Here is a 19,883-nt window from a genome sequence, read left to right as displayed (position 1 = left end):
GCAAGGAGGCTCAATGACGAATCCCGGAGGTCTGAGAAGCGGGACATCGGCCCCGCCCCGCGAGGCGTGGACCGGACAGGTCGGCTTCATCTTCGCGGCGATCGGCTCCGCGGTCGGGCTGGGCAACATCTGGCGCTTTCCCGGTGTCGCGTACGAGAACGGCGGCGGTGCGTTCCTCATCCCGTATCTCATCGCGCTCGTGACCGCAGGCATCCCGATCCTGTTCCTCGACTATGCGATCGGCCATCGGTTCCGCGGAGCTCCGCCGCAGGCGTTCCGACGCATGGCGCGGCGTGGCAAATCCGGCATGGAATCGCTCGGATGGTTCCAGGTTGCGATCGCCTTCGTGATCACGCTGTATTACACCGCCGTGATCGCGTGGGCGCTGAGCTACTTCGTCTTCTCGTTCGACCTGCGCTGGGGCGATGACCCCGCAGGCTTCTTCACGACGGACTACCTCCAAGTGAGCCAACCCGGGTTCAGCCTCGAGTTCGTCCCCGGGGTGCTCATCCCCCTGCTCCTGGTCTGGGTTGCGGCGATCACTGTGCTGGGCGCGGGTGTGGCAAAGGGCTTGGAGCGTGCGAACCTCGTCTTCCTCCCGCTTCTCGTCGTCGCGTTCCTGATCCTGGTCGTGCGGGCGCTCTTCCTCGACGGCGCCGCCGAAGGCCTCAATGCCTTCTTCACACCCGACTGGAACGCCCTGGCGGATCCTGCCGTGTGGATCGCGGCCTACAGCCAGATCTTCTTCTCGCTGTCGATCGCCTTCGGCATCATGGTGACGTACTCCTCCTACCGGCGTCGTCGGGGCAACCTCACCGCTCCGGGCCTCGTCGTCGCGTTCGGCAACTCCTCGTTCGAACTCCTCGCCGGCATCGGCGTCTTCGCCACGCTCGGCTTCATGGCGTTCCAACAGGGAACGGCAATCTCGGAGCTGGAAGGACTCACCGGTGTCGGCCTCTCGTTCATCACCTTCCCCGCGATCGTCTCGCAGATGCCGGGCGGCCCGATCTTCGGCGCACTGTTCTTCGGTTCCCTCACCCTCGCCGGCTTCACCTCGCTGATCTCGCTTCTGCAGGTCGTCTCCGCGGCGATCCAGGAGAAGTTCGGCTTCTCGGTGCGCGGCACCGCGGTCGGCGTCGGAATCGTCTGCGCGATCCTGTCGACCTTGGTCTTCTCGACAACGACCGGCCTCCTCGCGCTCGACGTCACCGACAACTGGGCGAACAACATCGGGATCGTCTCGTCGGCCGTGCTCATGACCGTTCTGGTGCTGTGGGTCCTGCGTCGGGGCGGCGAGTTGCGCGCGCACCTGAGTGCGGTCTCGACATTCCGCGTGGGTGCGATCTGGCAGACCCTTGTGACGGTGCTTGCGCCGGTCGTGCTCGGCTACATGCTCATCACTCAGATCGTGACGCTCGTGACGGATGGCTACGGCGGCATGCCGGCGTGGTATCTCCTGATCTTCGGATGGGGCACGATCGCGCTCATCGTCGTGCTCGCCATCGTCCTGACACTCACTCCGTGGCGTCAATCGCCGGATGATTTCCGCGCCTGGCCGCCCTACGAGCCATCCGAACGGCCCCGCCCACGATCGGAGGTGAAGCGATGACGCCCATCGCCATCGCCGTGCTCTGCGGATCCATCACCCTGCTGTGGGGTGGACTGATCGCCAGCGCGGTGTTTCTCGCTCGTCGCCCAGAAGTAGACATCTATCCCTTCGGCGGCTACGACGACGGACGTGAGGACGAGCTCGTCCATCACGACACGTGACCTCCAGGTACTCACCGAATGTCGGCGGGGGCTGAGAGACTGACCTCATGACCGAACGTGAACCTCGCCTGATGCTGCTCGACACGGCAAGCCTGTACTTCCGGGCGTTCTACGGGGTGCCCGACAAGGTCAAGGCGCCCGACGGCACGTCGGTCAACGCTGTCCGCGGCCTGCTCGACATGATCGCGAAACTCACCACGACCTACGAGCCGACGCACCTGATCGCGTGCTGGGATGACGACTGGCGCCCGCAATGGCGCGTCGACCTCATCCCGAGCTACAAGGCGCACCGCGTCGTCGAGGTCGTAATCACGGGCCCCGATGTCGAAGAGGTCCCCGACCCCCTGGAAGCGCAGATCCCGCTGATTCGCCAGGCGCTCGGAGCTCTCGGCATCCCGATCATCGGCGCCGCGGAGCACGAGGCCGACGATGTGATCGGCACTCTGGCAACGCAGTCTGCGATTCCCGTCGACGTCGTCACCGGGGATCGCGATCTGTTCCAGCTCGTCGACGATGCACGAGGCGTGCGCGTGATCTACACCGCGCGCGGCATGAGCAACCTCGAGATCGTGACAGAGCAGACCGTGGTCTCGAAGTACGGTGTGCTGCCATCGCAGTACGCGGACTTCGCGACTTTGCGCGGAGATGCCTCCGACGGCCTTCCCGGCGTCGCCGGTGTCGGCGAGAAGACTGCAGCGACACTTCTCGCCGCGCACGGCACACTCGATGGCATCCGCGCCGCAGCGGCTGCAGGCGAAGGGATGTCCGCAGGTCTTCAGAGCAAGATCCTTGCCGCATCCGCCTATCTCGATGTCGCGCCGACCGTCGTCGAAGTGGCTCGCAATCTGCCGATCACCGATCCGAAGCGCCTCCTTCGCCCCCTCGACCCCCAGGAAGCGGATGCGGCGGAGCAGCTTGCCACTGCACAGAACCTCGGCGGTTCGATGGCGCGGGCAATCGCAGCGCTCGCGCAGCTCGACAACCGATAGTCCCGGCGATCACCCGGCCCAGCGTCGCAGCCGCTCAAGCCCCCATGTCGTGACGATGCGCTCGGCCGGCACCCCGAGCCGTTCGGCACGCTCGGCGCCGTGATCGAGCAGCGACAGCTGGCCGGGGGCATGCGCATCGGAATCGATGGAGAACAGGCATCCGATCTCCATCGCCAGCGCCACGAGCTCGTCCGGCGGATCGGTGCGCTCCGGGCGAGAGTTGATCTCCACAGCGACGCCATGCTCTGCGCATGCCTCGAAGACGGCACGAGCGTCGAACTCCGAGCGCGGACGCGTGCCGCGCTCGCCCTGCACGAGCTGACCGGTGACATGTCCCAGAACGTTCACGCGCGGGTTGGCGACCGCCGCGACGAATCGCTTCGTCATGGGTCCGGACGGCATTCTCAGCTTCGAATGCGCGGATGCCACGACGATGTCGAGCTCAGCAAGGAGCGAATCCTCCTGGTCGAGCGCGCCGTCGTCCAGGATGTCGACTTCGATCCCCGCGAGCATATGCAATCCGTCCCCGCCCGCCGCGCGCACGATCGGCATCTGGGCCTGCAGCCGTTCTGCCGTAAGACCGCGCGCGACGCGCAGCCGGGGCGAGTGATCCGTGATCGCGAGGTACTCGTGGCCGAGTGCTCGGGCAGCATCCGCCATCTCCTGGATCGATGTCGTGCCATCCGACCAGTCCGTGTGCGCGTGCAGATCTCCCCGCAGCTTCGCCGTGAGCGCGGACCGCTTCACCGGTTCCACCGTGCCTTCCAGATCACGGAGGTACGACGGCGTCTCACCCGCGAGCACATCGCGGATCACCGCCAGCGTCGAGGCGCCGATACCCGGCGCCGCGCCGATCCGGACGAGATCCCACTGAGCATCCGCGGGCAGCGCCTCATAAGCGTCGGCGGCGGTGCGAAACGCTTTCGCCCGATAGCGTGATGCCCGCTCGCGCTCCAGCAGCCGAGCGATCTCACGCAGCGCGTCTGCAGGCTCCATAGACGAACACTACGCCTGAGCCAGCTCCTGCGAGATCGATATCCACTGGTCGAGCTTGGCGGATGCCCGACCGTCGTCGACCGCCGCAGCGGCTCGAGCGAGTGCGTCTGCAAGCCGTTCCACGATCGGACGCTGCGCCTGAGCGGCGTCATGCGACAGCTCGTACGCGACGATGCCCGCGGCGGCATTCAGCAGCACGATGTTGCGCACCGGGCCCGACTCGCCCGCCAGTGTCCGGCGCAGGATCTTCGCGTTGTGCTCCGGCGAGCCGCCGATCAGGTCTGAGAGTTCGGCGAGCGGGATTCCGAGGTCTCGAGGGTCGAGGTCGTGCTCGTGCACGTCGCCACGCGTGACCTCCCAAATGCGGCTGTGCCCCGTCGTCGTCAGCTCATCGAGACCGTCGTCGCCCCGGAACACCAGTGCCGTCGCCCCGCGAGTGCGGAAGACGCCGGTGATCAGTGGCACGCGATCGAGCTGAGCCACACCGACGGCGTTGGCCTCCGCACGCGCCGGGTTGCAGAGGGGACCGAGCATGTTGAAGACCGTAGGGACACCCAACTCTGCACGCACGGCGCCGGCATGCTTGAATCCGGGATGGAATGCCGCAGCCCACGCGAAGGTGATGCCCACCCGCTCCAGCATCGTGGCGACGGATGCGGGATCAAGGGAGAGCTGCAGCCCCAACGCACCCAGAACATCCGAGGATCCGGACGCGGAACTCGCGGCACGATTGCCGTGCTTGACGACCGGGATTCCCGTGGCACCGATGATGATCGCGGCCGTTGTCGAAACGTTAACAGTGCCGATGCGGTCACCTCCGGTGCCGACGATGTCGAGCACATCCGAGGAGACGGGCAGCGGCACAGCGGCTTCGAGAATCGCGTCGCGGAAGCCGACGATCTCGTCGATCGTCTCGCCCTTCGCACGGAGGCCCATGAGGAAGGCGGCCAACTGCGCCTGCGTCGCCTCCCCGCGCATCACCTGACGCATCGCCCACGTCGACTCGTACACGCTGAGATCGCGGCGGGCGAGCAAGGTGGAGAGCACATCAGGCCAGGTCACGGCGTCCATCATGGTGCGATCCTATCGGCGGTGGCGATCGCACCCGCGCCGAGCACCCGAAGATGACGACCTCGCAAACAGCGAGATCACGGCACACAGATAGCGAATGTGCAGGCGATTCTCGGCCAGTTCTTAGGTTGTCCTAAGTCATGAAACAGCGAAACGGCCCCCCTAGGTGCAAGAATCCCGCTCGCGAATCGGCCATAATGGTGAGGTGACGACTTCAGCGACGTATGCCCCGGTGGCGAGTACCATCAAGCGGCCCAACCCGGTAGCTGTCGGCACCATTGTGTGGCTCGGCAGCGAAGTGATGTTCTTCGCAGGACTTTTTGCGATCTACTTCACGCTTCGTAGCACCTCCCCCGAGATGTGGGCCGAGAACACGGAGCTCCTCAACGTTCCCTTCGCGACCGTGAACACGATCATCCTCGTGCTCTCGTCGGTCACGTGCCAGATGGGTGTCTTCGCGGCCGAGCGCCTGCAGCCCTACACGCTGAAGAAGCGCGGCTGGCTCGGCTGGGGCATGGTCGAGTGGTTCTGGCTCACCTTCATCCTCGGTGCGATCTTCGTGAGCGGCCAGGTCTGGGAGTACGCACAGCTGGTTGCTGAAGGCCTGCCGATCTCGGCTAACTCCTACGCTTCGGCGTTCTACATCACGACGGGCTTCCACGCCCTGCACGTGACCGGTGGTCTGATCGCCTTCCTTCTGGTGATCGGCCGCGCCTACGCCGTGAAGAACTTCACGCACAAGGAGGCGACCTCCTCGATCGTTGTGTCCTACTACTGGCACTTCGTCGACGTCGTCTGGATCGTGCTGTTCCTCGTCATTTACTTCCTGAAATAAGAGTGGAGCTGATCCCCGAGATGGCACGAGAGAAGAAGCGCCGCTCCAACGGTCGCCGCAGCCCGCTGGCTGCAGCAGCCCTCATTGGAGCAGGCCTCCTGATCACCGGCGGTGTGTACGCCGGAGCATCCGCGGCGTTCGCAACGACCGAGCAGACCAGCGTCACCGCGCAGGTCTCGGCAGAAGAAGGCGAGAAGCTCTTCCAGGCCAACTGCGCCACCTGTCACGGACTCGACCTGCAGGGAACGCCCGACGGCCCGAGCCTCTACGGCGTCGGCGAGCTGGCAACCGAGTTCCAGCTGGCGACGGGCCGCATGCCCATGCAGATGAGTGGACCGCAGGCTCCGCAGAAGACACCGCAGTTCACGGAGGAGCAGATCCAGTCGATCGCTGCCTTCGTCCAGTCGGTTGCGCCTGGCCCCTCCTTCCCCGATGAGCGCCTGCTCGACGGCGAAGGCGACATCGCACACGGTGCAGAGCTGTTCCGCATCAACTGCGCGATGTGCCACAACGTCGCCGCAGCTGGTGGCGCTCTGACCGAGGGCAAGTGGGCTCCATCGCTCGCCAACACCAGCGCACTGCACCTGTACGCCGCGATGGCGACCGGACCGCAGAACATGCCCGTCTTCAGCGACACCAACCTCTCGCCGGAAGACAAGCGCGACATCATCTCGGCACTCCTGTTCCAGCAGCAGGCTGTGCAGGTCGGTGGCTTCACGCTCGGATCGCTCGGACCTGTGTCTGAGGGTCTGTTCATCTGGATCTTCGGTATCGGCGCGCTCATCGCCGTGACCGTATGGATCACCGCGAAGTCCAACTGACGAACTACATCGAAGAGGAACGTACGAGGAGCACCATGGCAAACGACGACGACTCGAAGGCTCTTGACAGGGCCTACCAGCCCTCCCCCGGGCTGGGCGTCGCAGTCAGCGATCCCGTGCAGAACCCGGGTCTTCCGCCGCATCGCGAGCGGATGACCGACAAGGACCCGAAGGCCATGAAGGCCGCGGTCCGCACGGTCTACACCCTGTTCTACCTGTCGGTCGCCGGCAGCATCTGGGCGGTCGCCGCCTACATGCTGTTCCCGATCGAGAGCGGCGCGCTGATCGATGTCCGACACAACAACATGTTCATCGGCATCGGCATCGCTTTCGCCCTCCTGGCGATCGGTATCGGCGCGATCCACTGGTCCAAGGCGATCATGTCGGACAAGGAGTACATCGAGGAGCGTCACCCGACTCGCGGTAAGGACGCCACTCGCGAAGCAGCGATCAAGGCATTCGCTGACGCCAACGAGGAGTCCGGTTTCGGACGCCGCACGATGATCCGCAACTCGCTGATCGCCGCACTCGTGGCATCGGTTGTTCCCGGCATCACGCTGTTCCGCGGACTCGCTCCGTTCAACACGCCGGAGAACCCGATTGCGGGTGACCCCGTCGCTCTGCTGAGCCACACGATGTGGCGAGAGGGCATGCGTCTTGCACGGGACCCCGACGGCACTCCCATCCGTGCCGCGGATGTCCAGCTCGGCAACGCCGTGCACGTGATTCCCGAGCCGCTCTCCGAGCTCAGCCACCACGATGGCTACCTCGAAGAGAAGGCGAAGGCGATCGTTCTGCTGATGCGTCTGCGCCCAGAGCAGCTCATCGAGAGCGAAGAGCGCAAGAGCTGGTCGTACGACGGCATCGTCGCGTACTCCAAGGTCTGCACCCACGTCGGCTGCCCTGTTGCCCTGTACGAGCAGCAGACCCACCACCTGCTGTGCCCGTGCCACCAGTCGCAATTCGATGTGACGGAGCACGCCAAGGTCATCTTCGGACCGGCAGCTCGTCCGCTGCCGCAGTTGCCGATTGCTGTCGACGATGAGGGCTACCTCGTCGCGCAGAGCGACTTCCACGAACCCGTCGGCCCTAGCTTCTGGGAGCGCCATTGAGTACCTCAACCGTCCGCGAAGAGACGAAGACTAAGCCGCTTGGCGGCCGCTTCGTCGGTGCCGCCTCGAACTACATCGACGAGCGCACCAGCATCTCCGGCTTCGTCAAGGAACTGGGTCGCAAGATCTTCCCTGACCACTGGTCGTTCATGCTCGGCGAGATCGCCCTGTGGAGCTTCGTCGTCGTGCTGCTGTCGGGTACCTTCCTGACCTTCTTCTTCCAGGCATCGATGGCCACCACCCACTACACGGGTGCGTTCCCTCCCATGCGCGGCATGGAGATGACGGCGGCCTTCGAGTCCGCTCTGCGTATCTCCTTCGACGTGCGCGGTGGGCTCCTGGTCCGTCAGATCCACCACTGGGCAGCTCTCGTGTTCATCGCCGGCATCGGCGTGCACATGCTGCGTGTCTTCTTCACCGGCGCGTTCCGCAAGCCGCGTGAGCTGAACTGGGTGATCGGCTTCGTGCTGTTCATCCTGGCTCTCGCCGAGGGATTCACGGGCTACTCGCTCCCCGACGACCTGCTCTCGGGCAATGGTCTCCGCATCATCGACGGAATGATCAAGGGTCTGCCGGTCATCGGCACCTGGACGTCGTTCCTGCTCTTCGGTGGCGAGTTCCCGGGTACCGACATCGTCGGGCGCCTGTATACACTGCACATCCTGATCCTGCCGCTGCTGGTCATCGCCTTCGTCGCGGTGCACCTGATGCTCATGATCATCAACAAGCACACGCAGTTCGCAGGCCCCGGCCGCACGAACGACAACGTGGTGGGCTACCCGATGATGCCCGTGTACATGTCGAAGATGGGTGGCTACCTGTTCATCGTCTTCGGTGTGATCGTGCTGATCGCGTCGTTCTTCCAGATCCTTCCGTTCTGGGATTACGGCCCCTACGACCCGTCCCCCATTTCGGCCGGTACTCAGCCTGACTGGTACATCGGCTTCGCGGATGGCGCTCTGCGTCTGGCTCCGTCGAACTGGGACGTCGTGTTCCTCAACCACACCTGGTCGTTCGGAATCATCGTTCCCGTGCTCATCCTCGGTCTCTTCATCGTGGCTGTCGCGATCTACCCCTTCCTCGAGGCGTGGATCACGGGCGACAAGCGCGAGCACCACATCGCACAGCGTCCGCGCAACGCCGCGACGCGCACGGCGATCGGTGTGGCCGGAATGATCTTCTACGCAGTCCTGTGGGCCGCGGCATCCTCCGACCTGATGGCTACTCACTTCATGCTCACCATGGAGGGCGTGATCCTTGCTCTGCAGATCCTGCTCTTCGCGGGACCGGTGATCGGATACTTCGTCACGAAGCGCATCTGCATCGCCCTGCAGAAGAAGGACCGCGAGATCGTTCTGCACGGTTACGAGTCGGGCCGCATCGTCCGTCTCCCCGGTGGCGAGTTCATCGAGGTTCACCAGCCGGTCGACGTGTACGACCGCTGGAAGCTCATCGATATCGACACGTACGAGCCTCTGGTTGTGCGCCCCAACGCCAAGGGACGCATCCCGTGGACCGAGAACGTCCGGTCGGCACTGTCGCGCTGGTTCTTCGAGGACCGCCTCTCCCCGCTCACGCAGGCCGAGGTCGACGCTGCAGACGCTCACGCTCACCACGCGGTCGAGCACACGGACGAGACGGCCGCTCAGGAGGTCCTCGAGGCCCACCAGCGCGCTGGTGTCTCCGAAGACCAGATCGCTGCGGCTGACGAGCACATCGGCGAGACGCCGAACACGCCCAGCTCGGTCATCGCGACCGAGCCCGTGAAGAAGCCTCGCAAGAAGAACACGGAGGGTGGCGAGTAACTCCGCTCCCCCGCAACGTTGAAGGCCCCGTCTGTTTTGGACGGGGCCTTCAACGTTCCCGGCAACGCTCTTCCCTGTGCAGCGAAGTTCGAGCTCGCGTGCGCCCCTGCTGCGACGCCAGGGGTTTAGGGCACAGGACACAGTGCCTGTGCGCTGCTGGAGCGCTGAACCGCGACGACGCAGGCACAGAGGAGTGCCACAGAGGCGCAGAGGCTCGAACCGGTCCGCCGCCGTCGATCGCTCTCCTGCATGCCGGCGGCAGGGGCCATCCGACGGCTGCGCAAGCCGCACTGGGCCGCGGCGGCACGTCTGTAACGAACTCGACGTCGTAATGTGCGCACGCGCACGGCCTACGCTGAGTGCATGATCGATCGCGCCTCGTACTTCGCTGCCAACTCGCCTACGAGACGGATCCCGGGGATGTCTACGTGGCGCAGCGTCGGGGCCAATCCCCCGTCATCGTCGACGTCCGGTCATCTGAGGCCTGGGCGTAGGGACGCGTCGCCGGAGCGATTCACATGCACTACAGCGAGATCCCTGCACGAGCTCCCCTGGAGATCCCCCCGCGACGCCGAGGTTGTCGTGTACTGCTGGAGTCCGGGCTGCAACGCCGGCGCCAAGGGCGCACTGGCATTCTCTGAGCTCGGCTACAGCGTGCGCGAGATGATCGGCGGCTACGAGTACTGGGTGCGTGAAGGCTACCCGATAGAGAACATCGAGGGCGTCTTCCGTTTCCCCGTCGATCCGAAGACGGGGGTGCCGCGGATCCGCACTCACGCGTAGCCCGCCCGCGCTCGCGTTCCCGTACAACGAAGAGGGCTCCTGGCCGAAGCCAGGAGCCCTCTTTGTCACGCTGTGATCAGCGTGCGAAGTGTCCGCGGTAGTACTCGTACACCCAGCCGACGATCGCGACGACGAAGAGTGCAAGACCCATCGGGAGCAGGAAGTGTCCGACAGCAAGACCCACAACGAAAACCGCTGCGGAACCTGCGAGCACGATCGGCCACCAGGACCACGGGCTGAACTCGCCGAGCTCAGGATCTCCGTCGTCGATGTCTGCGGTGAGGATGTCTTCAGGAAGCTCGCCACCCTGCGCCTTGTGCGTACGCGACAGGTAGAAGCCGATCATCGCCGACATCAGCGCCGAGAAGAGCAGAGCGATGGTACCGACCCATTCCACGGCGTTGACGAAGGGAAGATCCGTGTAGGTCGCGAGGTTCCAACCCACGTACACCGCGGTGACGATCAGGAAGAAGATCGCGAGGAGCCACCAGAGAACAACGTTGGAGCGCATTAGTGGGCCTTTCCTTCACCAGCGGCCGCGACCGGGTGCTCTGCAGCCTCCGGGTGGTTCAGGTCGAACGCGGGGCGCTCGCTGCGGATTCGCGGGATCGACGTGAAGTTGTGACGCGGCGGCGGGCAGGAGGTTGCCCACTCGAGCGATGCACCATAGCCCCACGGGTCGTTGACCGTGACCTTCGGAGCCTTGCGCGCCGTGATCCACACGTTGAGGAAGAACGGCAGCATCGAGGCGCCGAGGATGATCGCACCGATCGTGGAGACCTGGTTCTGCCACGTCCAGTTGTCGAACTCGGAGTAGTCCGCGTAACGGCGGGGCATGCCGTCGACACCCAGCCAGTGCTGAATGAGGAAGGTCATGTGGAAGCCGATAAACAGAAGCCAGAAGTGCACGTAGGCGAGACGCTCATTGAGCATCCGACCGGTCCACTTCGGCCACCAGAAGTAGAAGCCTGCGAACATCGCGAACACCACGGTGCCGAAGACGACGTAGTGGAAGTGCGCGACCACGAAGTACGAGTCAGAGAGGAAGAAGTCCAGCGGCGGCGATGCCAGGATCACGCCGGTCAGACCACCGAACACGAACGACACGAGGAATCCGAGCGAGAAGACCATCGGCGACTCGAAGGTCACCGAACCTCGCCACATGGTGCCGATCCAGTTGAAGATCTTCACACCGGTCGGAACCGCGATGAGCATCGTCATGAGCGCGAAGAACGGAAGCAGAACGGATCCGGTGACGTACATGTGGTGAGCCCACACGGCAACGGACAGCGCAGCGATCGCGATGGTCGCGTAGACGAGGGTCTTGTATCCGAAGATCGGCTTGCGGCTGAAGACCGGGAAGATCTCGGAGACGATGCCGAAGAACGGCAGCGCGATGATGTAGACCTCGGGGTGACCGAAGAACCAGAAGAGGTGCTGCCAGAGGAGCACACCGCCGTTGGCCGGATCGAAGATGTGGGCTCCGAGCACACGGTCAGCTGCCGCCGAGAGGATCGCTGCGGCGAGCACGGGGAACGCCATCAGGATGAGGAGGCTGGTGACCAGCGTGTTCCAGGAGAAGATCGGCATGCGCCACATGGTCATACCCGGAGCGCGCATCGTGATCACGGTCGTGATGAAGTTCACCGCACCGAGGATCGTTCCGAAACCGGAGATGCCAAGACCGAGCATCCAGAGGTTTCCACCGGCTCCTGGCGAGAACGAGGCGTTGGCCAGCGGCTGGTAGGCGAACCATCCGAAGGAGGCAGCGCCCTGGGGGGTCAGGAAGCCCGCGACCGCAATGATCGAGCCGAAGGAGAACAGCCAGAACGCGAAGGCGTTCAGACGCGGGAACGCCACATCAGGCGCACCGAGCTGCAGTGGCAGGATCGCGTTCGCGAAACCAGCGAAGAGCGGCGTCGCGAACATGAGCAGCATGATCGTGCCGTGCATGGTGAACAGCTGGTTGTACTGCTCCTTCGTCGGCACGATCTGCATGCCGGGAGCGAACAGCTCAGCACGGATGACGAGCGCCATCACACCACCGAGCAGGAAGAAGATCACGGAGGCGATCAGATACATGTATCCGATCGTCTTGTGGTCGGTGGAGGTGATCCACTTGACGATCAGGTTGCCCTTCTCCTCCACACGAGTGGAGGAGAGGAGAGCGGCCTGTCGCGGCGGGAGCGTCGTGGGGCGCGGCTGCGCCTCAGTGGTGCCCGGAAGAGTTGTCGTCATGATCCTTACTCCCCTTCCTCGGAGCTGGTCCCGGTGCCGGGAAGGTTGGAGAGACGGTCGTAGGCATCGGTGATGTCACCGGTGTTGCCTGCCTCACGGAGCGATGCGAGGTAGTCCTCGTACTCGGCTTCGCTGACAACCTCGACGTTGAAGAGCATCATCGAGTGGAATTCACCACAGAGCTCCGCACACTTGCCCTGGTACGTGCCCTCACGAGTGGGGATGAAGGACCAGGAGTTGTCCTTGCCGATGTACATGTCCTTCTTGTAAAGGAAGTCGATGATCCAGAACGAGTGGATCACGTCGCGCGACTGAAGCTCGATGCGAACTTCCTTGTCGACGGGCAGGACGAGCGTGGGAAGCGCCGCCTGGTCGATGTTGCCGTCCTTGTCGGGCTGAGCCTGAACGCCCATGCTCCAGACAGCGTCTGTGTTGTCCTTCTCTTCGCCGTTGTACTGGAAGTCCCACGCCCACTGCTTGGCGATGGCGACGACCTCGACGTCAGGGTCTTCGTACTGCGTCTCGATGATCGCCTGGTCACGAGCGGTGAAGGCGAAGAATCCGAGGACGAGGATGAAGGGCACGACCGTGTAGAAGATCTCGATCGGCATGTTGTAGCGCATCTGCACCGGCAGGCCGATCTGGCCCTTGCGGCGACGGTAGGCGATCGCAGCCCAGGCCATGAGGGCCCAGGTGATCACGCCGACGGCAAGGAGGACGATCCAGGAGTTCACCCAGAGCGCCGCGACACGGTCGGTCTGGTTCGTGGCCGGCGTTCCGTCCTCGACGAAGCCTGGAAGGAATCCGTGGAGTTCGGTGGGAGTACATCCCGCCAGGGCCACAGCTGCCGCTACTCCCAGCGGAATAGCGACCCAACGAAGGCGGCGTTTCGAGGGCACGATGCACCTTTCAGATTGCGGACAGGGCACCCCTAAGTCTAGGGCAACCTCACACCCGATTCATGCCAACCACGCAGGTTGGACACAGTTTGCGAGTGTGCTAAGGGATCAGTGGAAGCTGTCGCCACAGGCGCAGGATCCGCCCGCGTTCGGGTTGTCGATCGTGAAGCCCTGCTCGGAGATCGTGTCCTTGAAATCGATCGATGCGCCGTCGAGGTACGGAACACTCATGTTGTCGATGATGACCTCGACGCCATCGAAGTCGACCGTCTCGTCGCCCTCGAGGTAGCGCTCGTCGAAGTAAAGCTGGTAGATCAGACCCGAGCAGCCACCGGGCTGGACGGCCACACGAAGACGCAGGTCATCGCGGCCCTCCTGCTCGAGAAGGCTCTTCACCTTCAGGGCTGCCGCGTCGCTCAGGGTGACGCCGTGGGCCGGTGCGATCGATGCAGTGGTGTCAGTCATGGTGCTCCTTGGAACGGCCGCGGCGCGCGCCACGGGCTCAGTGCCTCGATTCTACCGTTCGATCCTCCGGAGCGGGCGGAGTCAGGAGGAGAGTTCGACCTCGTTCATCCGCGTCAGCAGAAGCGCCTCCGTGCCGACGGCATGCCGGAACGTGTCGAGGTGCAGCGACTCATTGGGGCTGTGCGCGCGCGAGTGCGGATCTTCGACGCCGGTGACCAGGATCTGTGCGCCGGGGAACTTCTCGACGAGATCCGCGATGAACGGGATGGAGCCGCCGACTCCCAGATCGACGGGCGCGACACCGTAGGCGTCCTTCATCGCCGCACGGGTGGCACCCACGGCCCATCCGGCGGTGTCGACGAGGAATCCGTTGCCGAGGTCGAGATCGGAGAAGGTGAGCTCGGCTCCGAACGGCGCGTTCGCCCGCAGGTGCGCCTCCATCGCGGCATACGCATCCTCCGCGCTCTGCCCGGGGGCGACGCGCGCGCTGACGACGACCGTCGTCGAGGGCGAGAGCGTGTTCGAGGCGGCATCCACGTTCGTCGCGTCGATGCCGATGATCGTGATCGCCGGCTTGTTCCAGATCCGGCTGAGGATGCTGCCGTCTCCGATCGGCGACACCCCGGCGAGCAGCCCCGCTTCGGAGCGAAGCGTCTCTTCCGTGTACGCCGGCGTCTCAGCGTCTCGGACGCTCATGCCCTCGACGGCGACGGATCCGTTCTCATCCCACAGGGTGTCGAGCAGACGGATCGTGGCCATCATCGAATCGGGAACCGCACCGCCGAACATGCCCGAGTGAGAGGCGTGCTCCAGCGTGCGCACCGTCAGCGTGAAGCGCGCCGCTCCGCGCAGCGACACGGTGAGACCCGGAGTCTGCGAGTCCCAGTTGCCGGAGTCGGCGACGACGATGGCGTCCGCCCTCAACGCGTCGGTGTTGTCGTCGAGGAACTGTCCGAAGGAGCGCGAACCGTACTCCTCCTCCCCCTCGATGAACAGCGTGATGCCCAGGTCAAGGTCGTCTGCCAGCGTCTCGCCCACTGCACGAATCGCCGCGATATGCGCCATCACGCCTGCCTTGTCGTCGGCGGCGCCGCGCCCGTACATGCGTCCGTCTCGAACAGTCGGCTCGAACGGCGGAGTCTCCCAGAGCGCGTCGTCTCCGGGAGGCTGCACGTCATGGTGCGCGTAGAGCAGAATGGTCGGCTTCCCGTTTCGGGCGGCACGTGTGGCCAGAACAGCAGGCTGCCCCTTCTCGTCGGTTCCGGGGATCCCGGCCCGCAGAACGCGCACCTCGTCGAAAGCACCCGTGTCCTCGGCGAGGCGTGCCACGGCGGCAGCACTGCGTTCGAGCTGGGTCTGATCGAACGACGGCCACGCGATGCCCGGGATGCGCACGAGATCGCCGAGATCTGCCAGTGCGCGCGGGATCCCTGTCGCGACAGCCTCGGCCACAGCGCTCTCGCGGTCGTCAGAAGCGGTCACCGAAGCAGAAGGAGATGTCATGCGAGTAATCTTAAGGCGAACCCCGAAAAGCAACACGTCAGGAGCCTTCGTGGCCAACTCCCCCGTCTCACCGTCGACGAACGACGACTCCGCCGAGAACGCAGCGCACGGCAAGGGCCGTCCGACACCTTCGCGCGCCGAGCAGGAGGCCGCCCGCAAGCGCCCCCTCGTCGCCAACACGAAGGAAGAGCGCGCCCGCGCACGCGCGGAACTCCAGGCACGCCGCGAGAAGGCGCGCGTCGGCATGGAGAAGGGCGACGACCGTTACCTTCCCGTCCGCGACAAGGGCCCGCAGCGACGCTGGGTGCGTGACTACGTCGACGCCGGCTGGCACCTCAGCGAGTGGGTCATGCCGATGATGGTGCTCGTCATCATCGCCTCGCTCGTCCCGAACGTCACCGTCGCCTACTGGTCGTTCCTCGTGCTCTGGGTCTACATCATCTTCGCCGTCGGAAACATGATCTTCCTCGGCCTACGTGTCAAGCGGAAGGCCGCCGAGAAGTTCGGAACGGAGCGCCGAGAGAAGGGGCTCGGCTGGTACGCCGCGATGCGTTCGCTGCAGATGCGCTTCATGCGTCTTCCGAAGCCGCAGGTCAAGCGCGGCGAGTACCCCGAGTAGTCTCGGGCGGATGCCAGGAAAGGCGGCGAGTGTCTCAGACACTCGCCGCCTTTCTCATGTGTATCGGGGACTCAGCGTGCGCGCGAGAGTCCGCGGTTGACCTGGCGCGCCCAGAACGGGCCGCGGTAGAGGAATGCGGTGTAGCCCTGCACCAGTGTGGCGCCGGCGGCGAGGCGGTCGCGGACGTCATCCGCGGTCTCGATGCCACCGACAGAGATGACGCAGAACTCGGCGGGCACCGCGGCGCGCACGATGCGGAGCACTTCCCGCGACCGCTCGCGCAGGGGTGCACCGGAGAGTCCGCCCGCTCCGGCGGCATCAACAACGGCGGGATCGGTACGCAAGCCGTCGCGGGAGATCGTCGTGTTCGTCGCGATGATTCCGGCGAGCCCCTCCTTCACCGCCATCTCGGCGATCGCGGTGATCTCCTCGTCCGGCAGGTCAGGGGCGATCTTCACCAGGAGCGGTGTCCTCCCGGCGGCAGCCTTGACCGCCTGCAGAAGCGGCGCGAGGGTCTCCACAGCCTGAAGGCCGCGGAGTCCCGGGGTGTTCGGGGAGGACACGTTGACCGCGAGGTAGTCAGCCAGCGGCGCAAGCCTCTGCGCGGAGGAGACGTAGTCGGCTGTCGCCTGCTCGACTTCGACGACGCGGCTCTTTCCGATGTTCACGCCGATCACCGCCCGCGGACGTCGACGGCGCAGCTTCTGAAGTCGACGCTCGGCGACCTCCGCTCCCGCGTTGTTGAAGCCCATCCGGTTCACGACCGCACGATCAGGGACCAGGCGGAACAGCCGCGGTTTCGGGTTCCCGTCCTGCGGGATCGCCGTCACGGTGCCCACTTCGATGTGACCGAAGCCGAGTGCGGAAAGCCCCCGCACCCCCACGGCGTTCTTGTCGAAGCCGGCGGCCACACCGAACGGCGAGGGAAAGGTCAGGCCCAGTGCATGGACCTCCTGCCCCGTCGCGGGTCGCGTCAGTGCGCTCGTGATCCAGGAGAACGGCGGTACGCCGAGAGTGCGGATGACCGCCATGCCCGCGTGGTGCGCGAACTCCGGATCGAGGCGGGACAGAACGGTGCGAAAGAGCAGTGGATACATCGCCTCTCAGGCTACCCTTCGCCGGATGCGGCCGCGGACTTCGCACGGTCCGCACGAAGGTCCCGGATCGAGCATTCGAAGTCCTCCAGCGAGTCGAACGCCTGATAGACGCTCGCAAAGCGCAAGTACGCCACCTCGTCGAGTTCGCGCAGCGGCCCGAGGATCGCCAAGCCGATCTCATTCGCGTCGAGCTGCGAGACTCCGGTCTGACGCACCGCTTCTTCCACACGCTGCGCGAGGACGGCAAGATCACCCTCGGTCACCGGCCGCCCCTGGCAGGCCTTGCGTACTCCGCTGATGACCTTCTCACGGCTGAACGGCTCCATCACGCCGGATCGCTTAATCACGTTGAGGCTTGCGGTCTCTGTCGTCGTGAAACGACCGCCGCACTCCGGGCACTGCCTCCGACGACGGATGGAGAGCCCATCGTCACTCGTACGCGAGTCGATCACGCGCGAGTCAGAATGACGGCAGAACGGGCAGTGCATACGGTGACCTACGCCTTCGTCGGATCGGTGGGAGTGAAGCGCGCCTCGATGGCTTCGCCATGCGCGGGAAGCACCTCGGTGTTCGCAAGTGCCACAATGCCCTCGCGGACGGTGGACAGCGCGTCGCGGTCGTAGGTGATCACCTGCTGCGGACGCAGAAACGTGTAGGCGCCGAGTCCAGGGGCATACCGCGCCTGTCCCCCGGTGGGCAGAACGTGGTTGCTGCCTGCGAGGTAGTCCCCCAGGCTGACCGGAGTGTGGTCACCCACGAAAACCGCACCGGCGCTCGTGAAGTCTGCGGCGGCAGCGACGGCATCCGCGAGGTGCAGTTCCAGGTGCTCCGGCGCATAGGCGTTGCTGAACGCGGCCGCGGCAGCACGGTCATCGACGAGGACGACCGCTGACTGCGGCCCGTCGAGTGCGGCGGTGACGCGCTCGCTGTGCCGCGTCCGCGATGCGAGCTCCGCGACCCGGACGAGCACGGCGTCCGCGAGTTCCGGTGAATCCGTGACCAGCACGGCGGAGGCCTGCTCGTCGTGCTCGGCCTGGCTCACAAGATCGGCGGCGATGTACAGCGGATTCGCCGTGGCATCCGCGACGATCAGGATCTCTGTCGCGCCTGCCTCGGAGTCGGTGCCGACGACCCCCGCGACCGCTCGCTTCGCGGAGGCGACGAAGTTGTTTCCCGGGCCGGAGACGACGTCGACCGGGTCGAGGTCGAGTTCAGGCACGCCCCAGGCGAACGCGCCGATCGCGCCGGCGCCGCCCATCGCGTAGATCTCGGTCACACCGAGAAGACCCGCCGCGGCGAGGATCGTGGGGTGGATGCGTCCGCCCTGATCCGACTGCGGAGGCGAGGCGAGAGCGATCTGCGTGACTCCGGCGACCTGCGCGGGGACGACATTCATGATGACGCTCGACGGATAGACCGCCTTCCCGCCCGGGATGTACACGCCGACGCGCGACACCGGCTGCCAGCGCTGCAGGATCTGAGCACCCGGCGCGATCGTCGTCGCGACCGACGCGGGCACCTGCGCCTGCGACGCGAGGCGCACACGGCTGATGGACTCTTCGAGCGCTGCACGGATCTGCGGCTCCAGCGCTGCAACGGCTTCGGCGACATGCTCCGCGGGGATCCGGATCGCGTGGTCGGCCACGCGGTCGAACCGCTCAGCCTGAGCGCGCAGCGACTTCTCGCCGTGTGCGCGCACGTCGGCGACGATCTCTGCCGCGGTCGCGAGCGCCTCTGCGCGCGCAGCCTCAGCGCGCGGCACGGCGGCCAGCATCTCGGCGGTGGACAGCGAACGGCCTCGAAGGTCGATCTTCTGCATTGTGCTCCTCAGCCTCTGGTCATGTCTGTCGTGTCGTGGAGATAGCCCACCCGGCCGTCATCATGTCGGACGACGTAGGCGCCGCCACGATCTTCGATGACGAGAATCCAGGCCTCCGGGCCGATCTCGAAGAGCACATCGCCCTGTTCGTCATGTGCCGAGCGTGTCTCCGGCGCCAACGCCCAGAACGGCTGGCCAGCGTCGACGGGCGTGACATCCGCCCGCGCCTCCTCGGCGTTCTCCACGTCGTCGGTGAGCTCATTCTCAGACACCTCACGAGCGGTGGCATCGTCGAGCGGCACGATCACGTCCGTGTAGGCCTCATCGGATGCCGCGGCAGACTCTTGCCCGTCAGCATCAGCATCCGCCGTGCCGCCATCGCCTTCGACGACGGCGGAGTCGACGGGCGCGACCTGCGGCGCGGAAGCTGTCGGGGCGACTGTCGGGTACGCCACCACCGGTCGGATCGGGTTGGCATTGCGGTGGGCCAGTGTCTCCATCCGGCCTTCGAAATCTTCGCGCAGCCCGGGGATCAACGGAGCCCCGACCGTGAGTACAACGAGCGCCAGCATGCACGCGAGTTCCACCCACATGACCCATCCCAGAACGCGACCGTCCAACCGGAGCGCGAACGACACCGAGTCCCAGACATGCTGCACCCAGAGCATCGCAGAAACCGAGACCGCGACAGACGCGAACTGGTCGATACCGAGCGAGCCGACCCTGCGGATTCCCTCCGGAGAGAAGCGTCGCAACACGATGAGGAAAAGGGCAACCGTGGGTACCCCGATGGTGAGCACCCAGTGCAGTCCGGTCGTCCACACGGATGCGCCGCCGGGGCCCAGCGGGAAGAAGGAGATGACGAAGGCGACCGCCCACACACCGACTATCAGCAGTTCACGTACCGTGAAGCCCAAGTAGCCGTACTGCGGCGCGACGTCGACCTCGAATAGTTCGTCGCTGGGGTCCTCGGGAAGAGACGCCTCGTCGAACGGTGCTGCATCGTTGTTCGTCATGAGGATCCCTTTCGTCGTGAGGACGATCTGCGCAGGTGAGTCCCC

The 19,883-nt window shown here is 65.2% G+C and carries 19 protein-coding genes and 1 pseudogene; 9 read left to right on the top strand and 11 right to left on the bottom strand.

Annotation, left to right across the window (positions count from 1 at the left end; translation table 11 throughout):
- The first annotated feature begins 13 nt into the window (after window positions 1-13).
- Genes AC1REM_RS10475 through AC1REM_RS10465 form a run of 3 tightly spaced genes read left to right on the top strand, consistent with a single transcriptional unit; the run spans window position 14 to window position 2,759 of the window.
- Window positions 14-1,609, top strand: coding sequence for a sodium-dependent transporter (locus AC1REM_RS10475; RefSeq protein ID WP_492514589.1), 1,596 nt, complete (start codon window positions 14-16; stop codon window positions 1,607-1,609).
- A complete protein-coding gene (locus tag AC1REM_RS10470; protein WP_204939758.1) occupies window positions 1,606-1,770 on the top strand; it encodes a hypothetical protein in 165 nt (54 codons plus the stop codon). Before AC1REM_RS10475 ends, AC1REM_RS10470 begins: the two co-directional genes overlap by 4 nt.
- A gap of 47 nt (window positions 1,771-1,817) precedes the next feature.
- On the top strand, window positions 1,818-2,759 hold the full coding sequence (locus tag AC1REM_RS10465) for a 5'-3' exonuclease (protein ID WP_492514588.1): 942 nt from the start codon (window positions 1,818-1,820) through the stop codon (window positions 2,757-2,759).
- A 9-nt stretch (window positions 2,760-2,768) separates the two neighbouring features.
- On the opposite strand, the gene AC1REM_RS10460 is transcribed toward AC1REM_RS10465, so the two are convergent.
- Together AC1REM_RS10460 and trpD are read right to left on the bottom strand one after the other, a co-directional pair.
- Window positions 2,769-3,755, bottom strand: a complete 987-nt coding sequence (locus AC1REM_RS10460; RefSeq protein WP_492514587.1) for a PHP domain-containing protein — start codon at window positions 3,753-3,755, stop codon at window positions 2,769-2,771.
- A gap of 9 nt (window positions 3,756-3,764) precedes the next feature.
- Entirely contained in the window at window positions 3,765-4,829 is a 1,065-nt protein-coding gene (trpD, locus tag AC1REM_RS10455) for an anthranilate phosphoribosyltransferase (RefSeq protein WP_492514586.1), read from the bottom strand.
- A 202-nt stretch (window positions 4,830-5,031) separates the two neighbouring features.
- Between trpD and ctaE the strand changes: the two genes are divergently transcribed.
- The 5 genes and pseudogenes from ctaE (at window position 5,032) to AC1REM_RS10430 (ending at window position 10,182) form a co-directional block, all read left to right on the top strand.
- Window positions 5,032-5,661: an aa3-type cytochrome oxidase subunit III gene (gene ctaE / locus AC1REM_RS10450; protein WP_271171553.1), complete on the top strand. Its 630-nt coding sequence runs from the start codon at window positions 5,032-5,034 to the stop codon at window positions 5,659-5,661.
- Between the two features lie 20 nt (window positions 5,662-5,681).
- Window positions 5,682-6,482 carry a cytochrome bc1 complex diheme cytochrome c subunit gene (gene qcrC, locus AC1REM_RS10445; protein WP_492514585.1) on the top strand — a complete coding sequence of 267 codons (801 nt, stop codon included), beginning with the start codon at window positions 5,682-5,684 and terminating at the stop codon, window positions 6,480-6,482.
- Between the two features lie 35 nt (window positions 6,483-6,517).
- Window positions 6,518-7,594, top strand: coding sequence for a cytochrome bc1 complex Rieske iron-sulfur subunit (qcrA, locus tag AC1REM_RS10440; protein ID WP_204939753.1), 1,077 nt, complete (start codon window positions 6,518-6,520; stop codon window positions 7,592-7,594).
- Entirely contained in the window at window positions 7,591-9,399 is a 1,809-nt protein-coding gene (gene qcrB, locus AC1REM_RS10435; protein WP_378789707.1) for a cytochrome bc1 complex cytochrome b subunit, read from the top strand. Before qcrA ends, qcrB begins: the two co-directional genes overlap by 4 nt.
- Window positions 9,400-9,762: 363 nt before the next feature.
- Window positions 9,763-10,182: pseudogene (locus tag AC1REM_RS10430) on the top strand (rhodanese-like domain-containing protein).
- A gap of 76 nt (window positions 10,183-10,258) precedes the next feature.
- Here the strand turns inward: AC1REM_RS10430 and AC1REM_RS10425 are convergent.
- From AC1REM_RS10425 to AC1REM_RS10405, 5 genes are all read right to left on the bottom strand, one after another.
- Complete coding sequence (locus tag AC1REM_RS10425) at window positions 10,259-10,693, bottom strand: cytochrome c oxidase subunit 4 (protein WP_204939750.1); 435 nt, start codon at window positions 10,691-10,693, stop codon at window positions 10,259-10,261.
- Window positions 10,693-12,420 (bottom strand): aa3-type cytochrome oxidase subunit I, encoded by a 1,728-nt coding sequence (gene ctaD, locus AC1REM_RS10420; RefSeq protein WP_204939749.1) that lies wholly within the window; start codon window positions 12,418-12,420, stop codon window positions 10,693-10,695. Before ctaD ends, AC1REM_RS10425 begins: the two co-directional genes overlap by 1 nt.
- Before the next feature lie 5 nt (window positions 12,421-12,425).
- Window positions 12,426-13,319 carry an aa3-type cytochrome oxidase subunit II gene (gene ctaC, locus AC1REM_RS10415; RefSeq protein ID WP_204939748.1) on the bottom strand — a complete coding sequence of 298 codons (894 nt, stop codon included), beginning with the start codon at window positions 13,317-13,319 and terminating at the stop codon, window positions 12,426-12,428.
- 108 nt (window positions 13,320-13,427) lie between these two features.
- Complete coding sequence (locus AC1REM_RS10410) at window positions 13,428-13,784, bottom strand: HesB/IscA family protein (protein WP_204939747.1); 357 nt, start codon at window positions 13,782-13,784, stop codon at window positions 13,428-13,430.
- Window positions 13,785-13,865: 81 nt separating this feature from the next.
- On the bottom strand, window positions 13,866-15,287 hold the full coding sequence (locus tag AC1REM_RS10405) for a dipeptidase (RefSeq protein WP_492514584.1): 1,422 nt from the start codon (window positions 15,285-15,287) through the stop codon (window positions 13,866-13,868).
- 49 nt (window positions 15,288-15,336) lie between these two features.
- On the opposite strand from AC1REM_RS10405, the gene AC1REM_RS10400 reads away from it, so the two are divergent.
- A complete protein-coding gene (locus AC1REM_RS10400; RefSeq protein WP_492514583.1) occupies window positions 15,337-15,906 on the top strand; it encodes a DUF3043 domain-containing protein in 570 nt (189 codons plus the stop codon).
- A 71-nt stretch (window positions 15,907-15,977) separates the two neighbouring features.
- Here AC1REM_RS10400 and AC1REM_RS10395 read toward each other — a convergent pair whose 3' ends face one another.
- The 4 genes from AC1REM_RS10395 to AC1REM_RS10380 are packed head-to-tail and all read right to left on the bottom strand — an operon-like array spanning window position 15,978 to window position 19,838.
- Window positions 15,978-17,003, bottom strand: coding sequence for a quinone-dependent dihydroorotate dehydrogenase (locus AC1REM_RS10395; RefSeq protein ID WP_492514582.1), 1,026 nt, complete (start codon window positions 17,001-17,003; stop codon window positions 15,978-15,980).
- Between the two features lie 11 nt (window positions 17,004-17,014).
- Window positions 17,015-17,491 (bottom strand): transcriptional regulator NrdR, encoded by a 477-nt coding sequence (gene nrdR / locus AC1REM_RS10390; RefSeq protein WP_492514581.1) that lies wholly within the window; start codon window positions 17,489-17,491, stop codon window positions 17,015-17,017.
- An 8-nt stretch (window positions 17,492-17,499) separates the two neighbouring features.
- Window positions 17,500-18,822 (bottom strand): histidinol dehydrogenase, encoded by a 1,323-nt coding sequence (hisD, locus tag AC1REM_RS10385; protein ID WP_492514580.1) that lies wholly within the window; start codon window positions 18,820-18,822, stop codon window positions 17,500-17,502.
- A gap of 8 nt (window positions 18,823-18,830) precedes the next feature.
- On the bottom strand, window positions 18,831-19,838 hold the full coding sequence (locus AC1REM_RS10380; RefSeq protein WP_492514579.1) for a hypothetical protein: 1,008 nt from the start codon (window positions 19,836-19,838) through the stop codon (window positions 18,831-18,833).
- Window positions 19,839-19,883: the final 45 nt, after the last annotated feature.

It is taken from the genome of Microbacterium sp. GW823-FHT02G05, assembly GCF_058797175.1.
The sequence above is the reverse complement of the archived record's forward strand: the minus strand, read 5'-3'. Positions and strand labels throughout refer to the sequence as shown.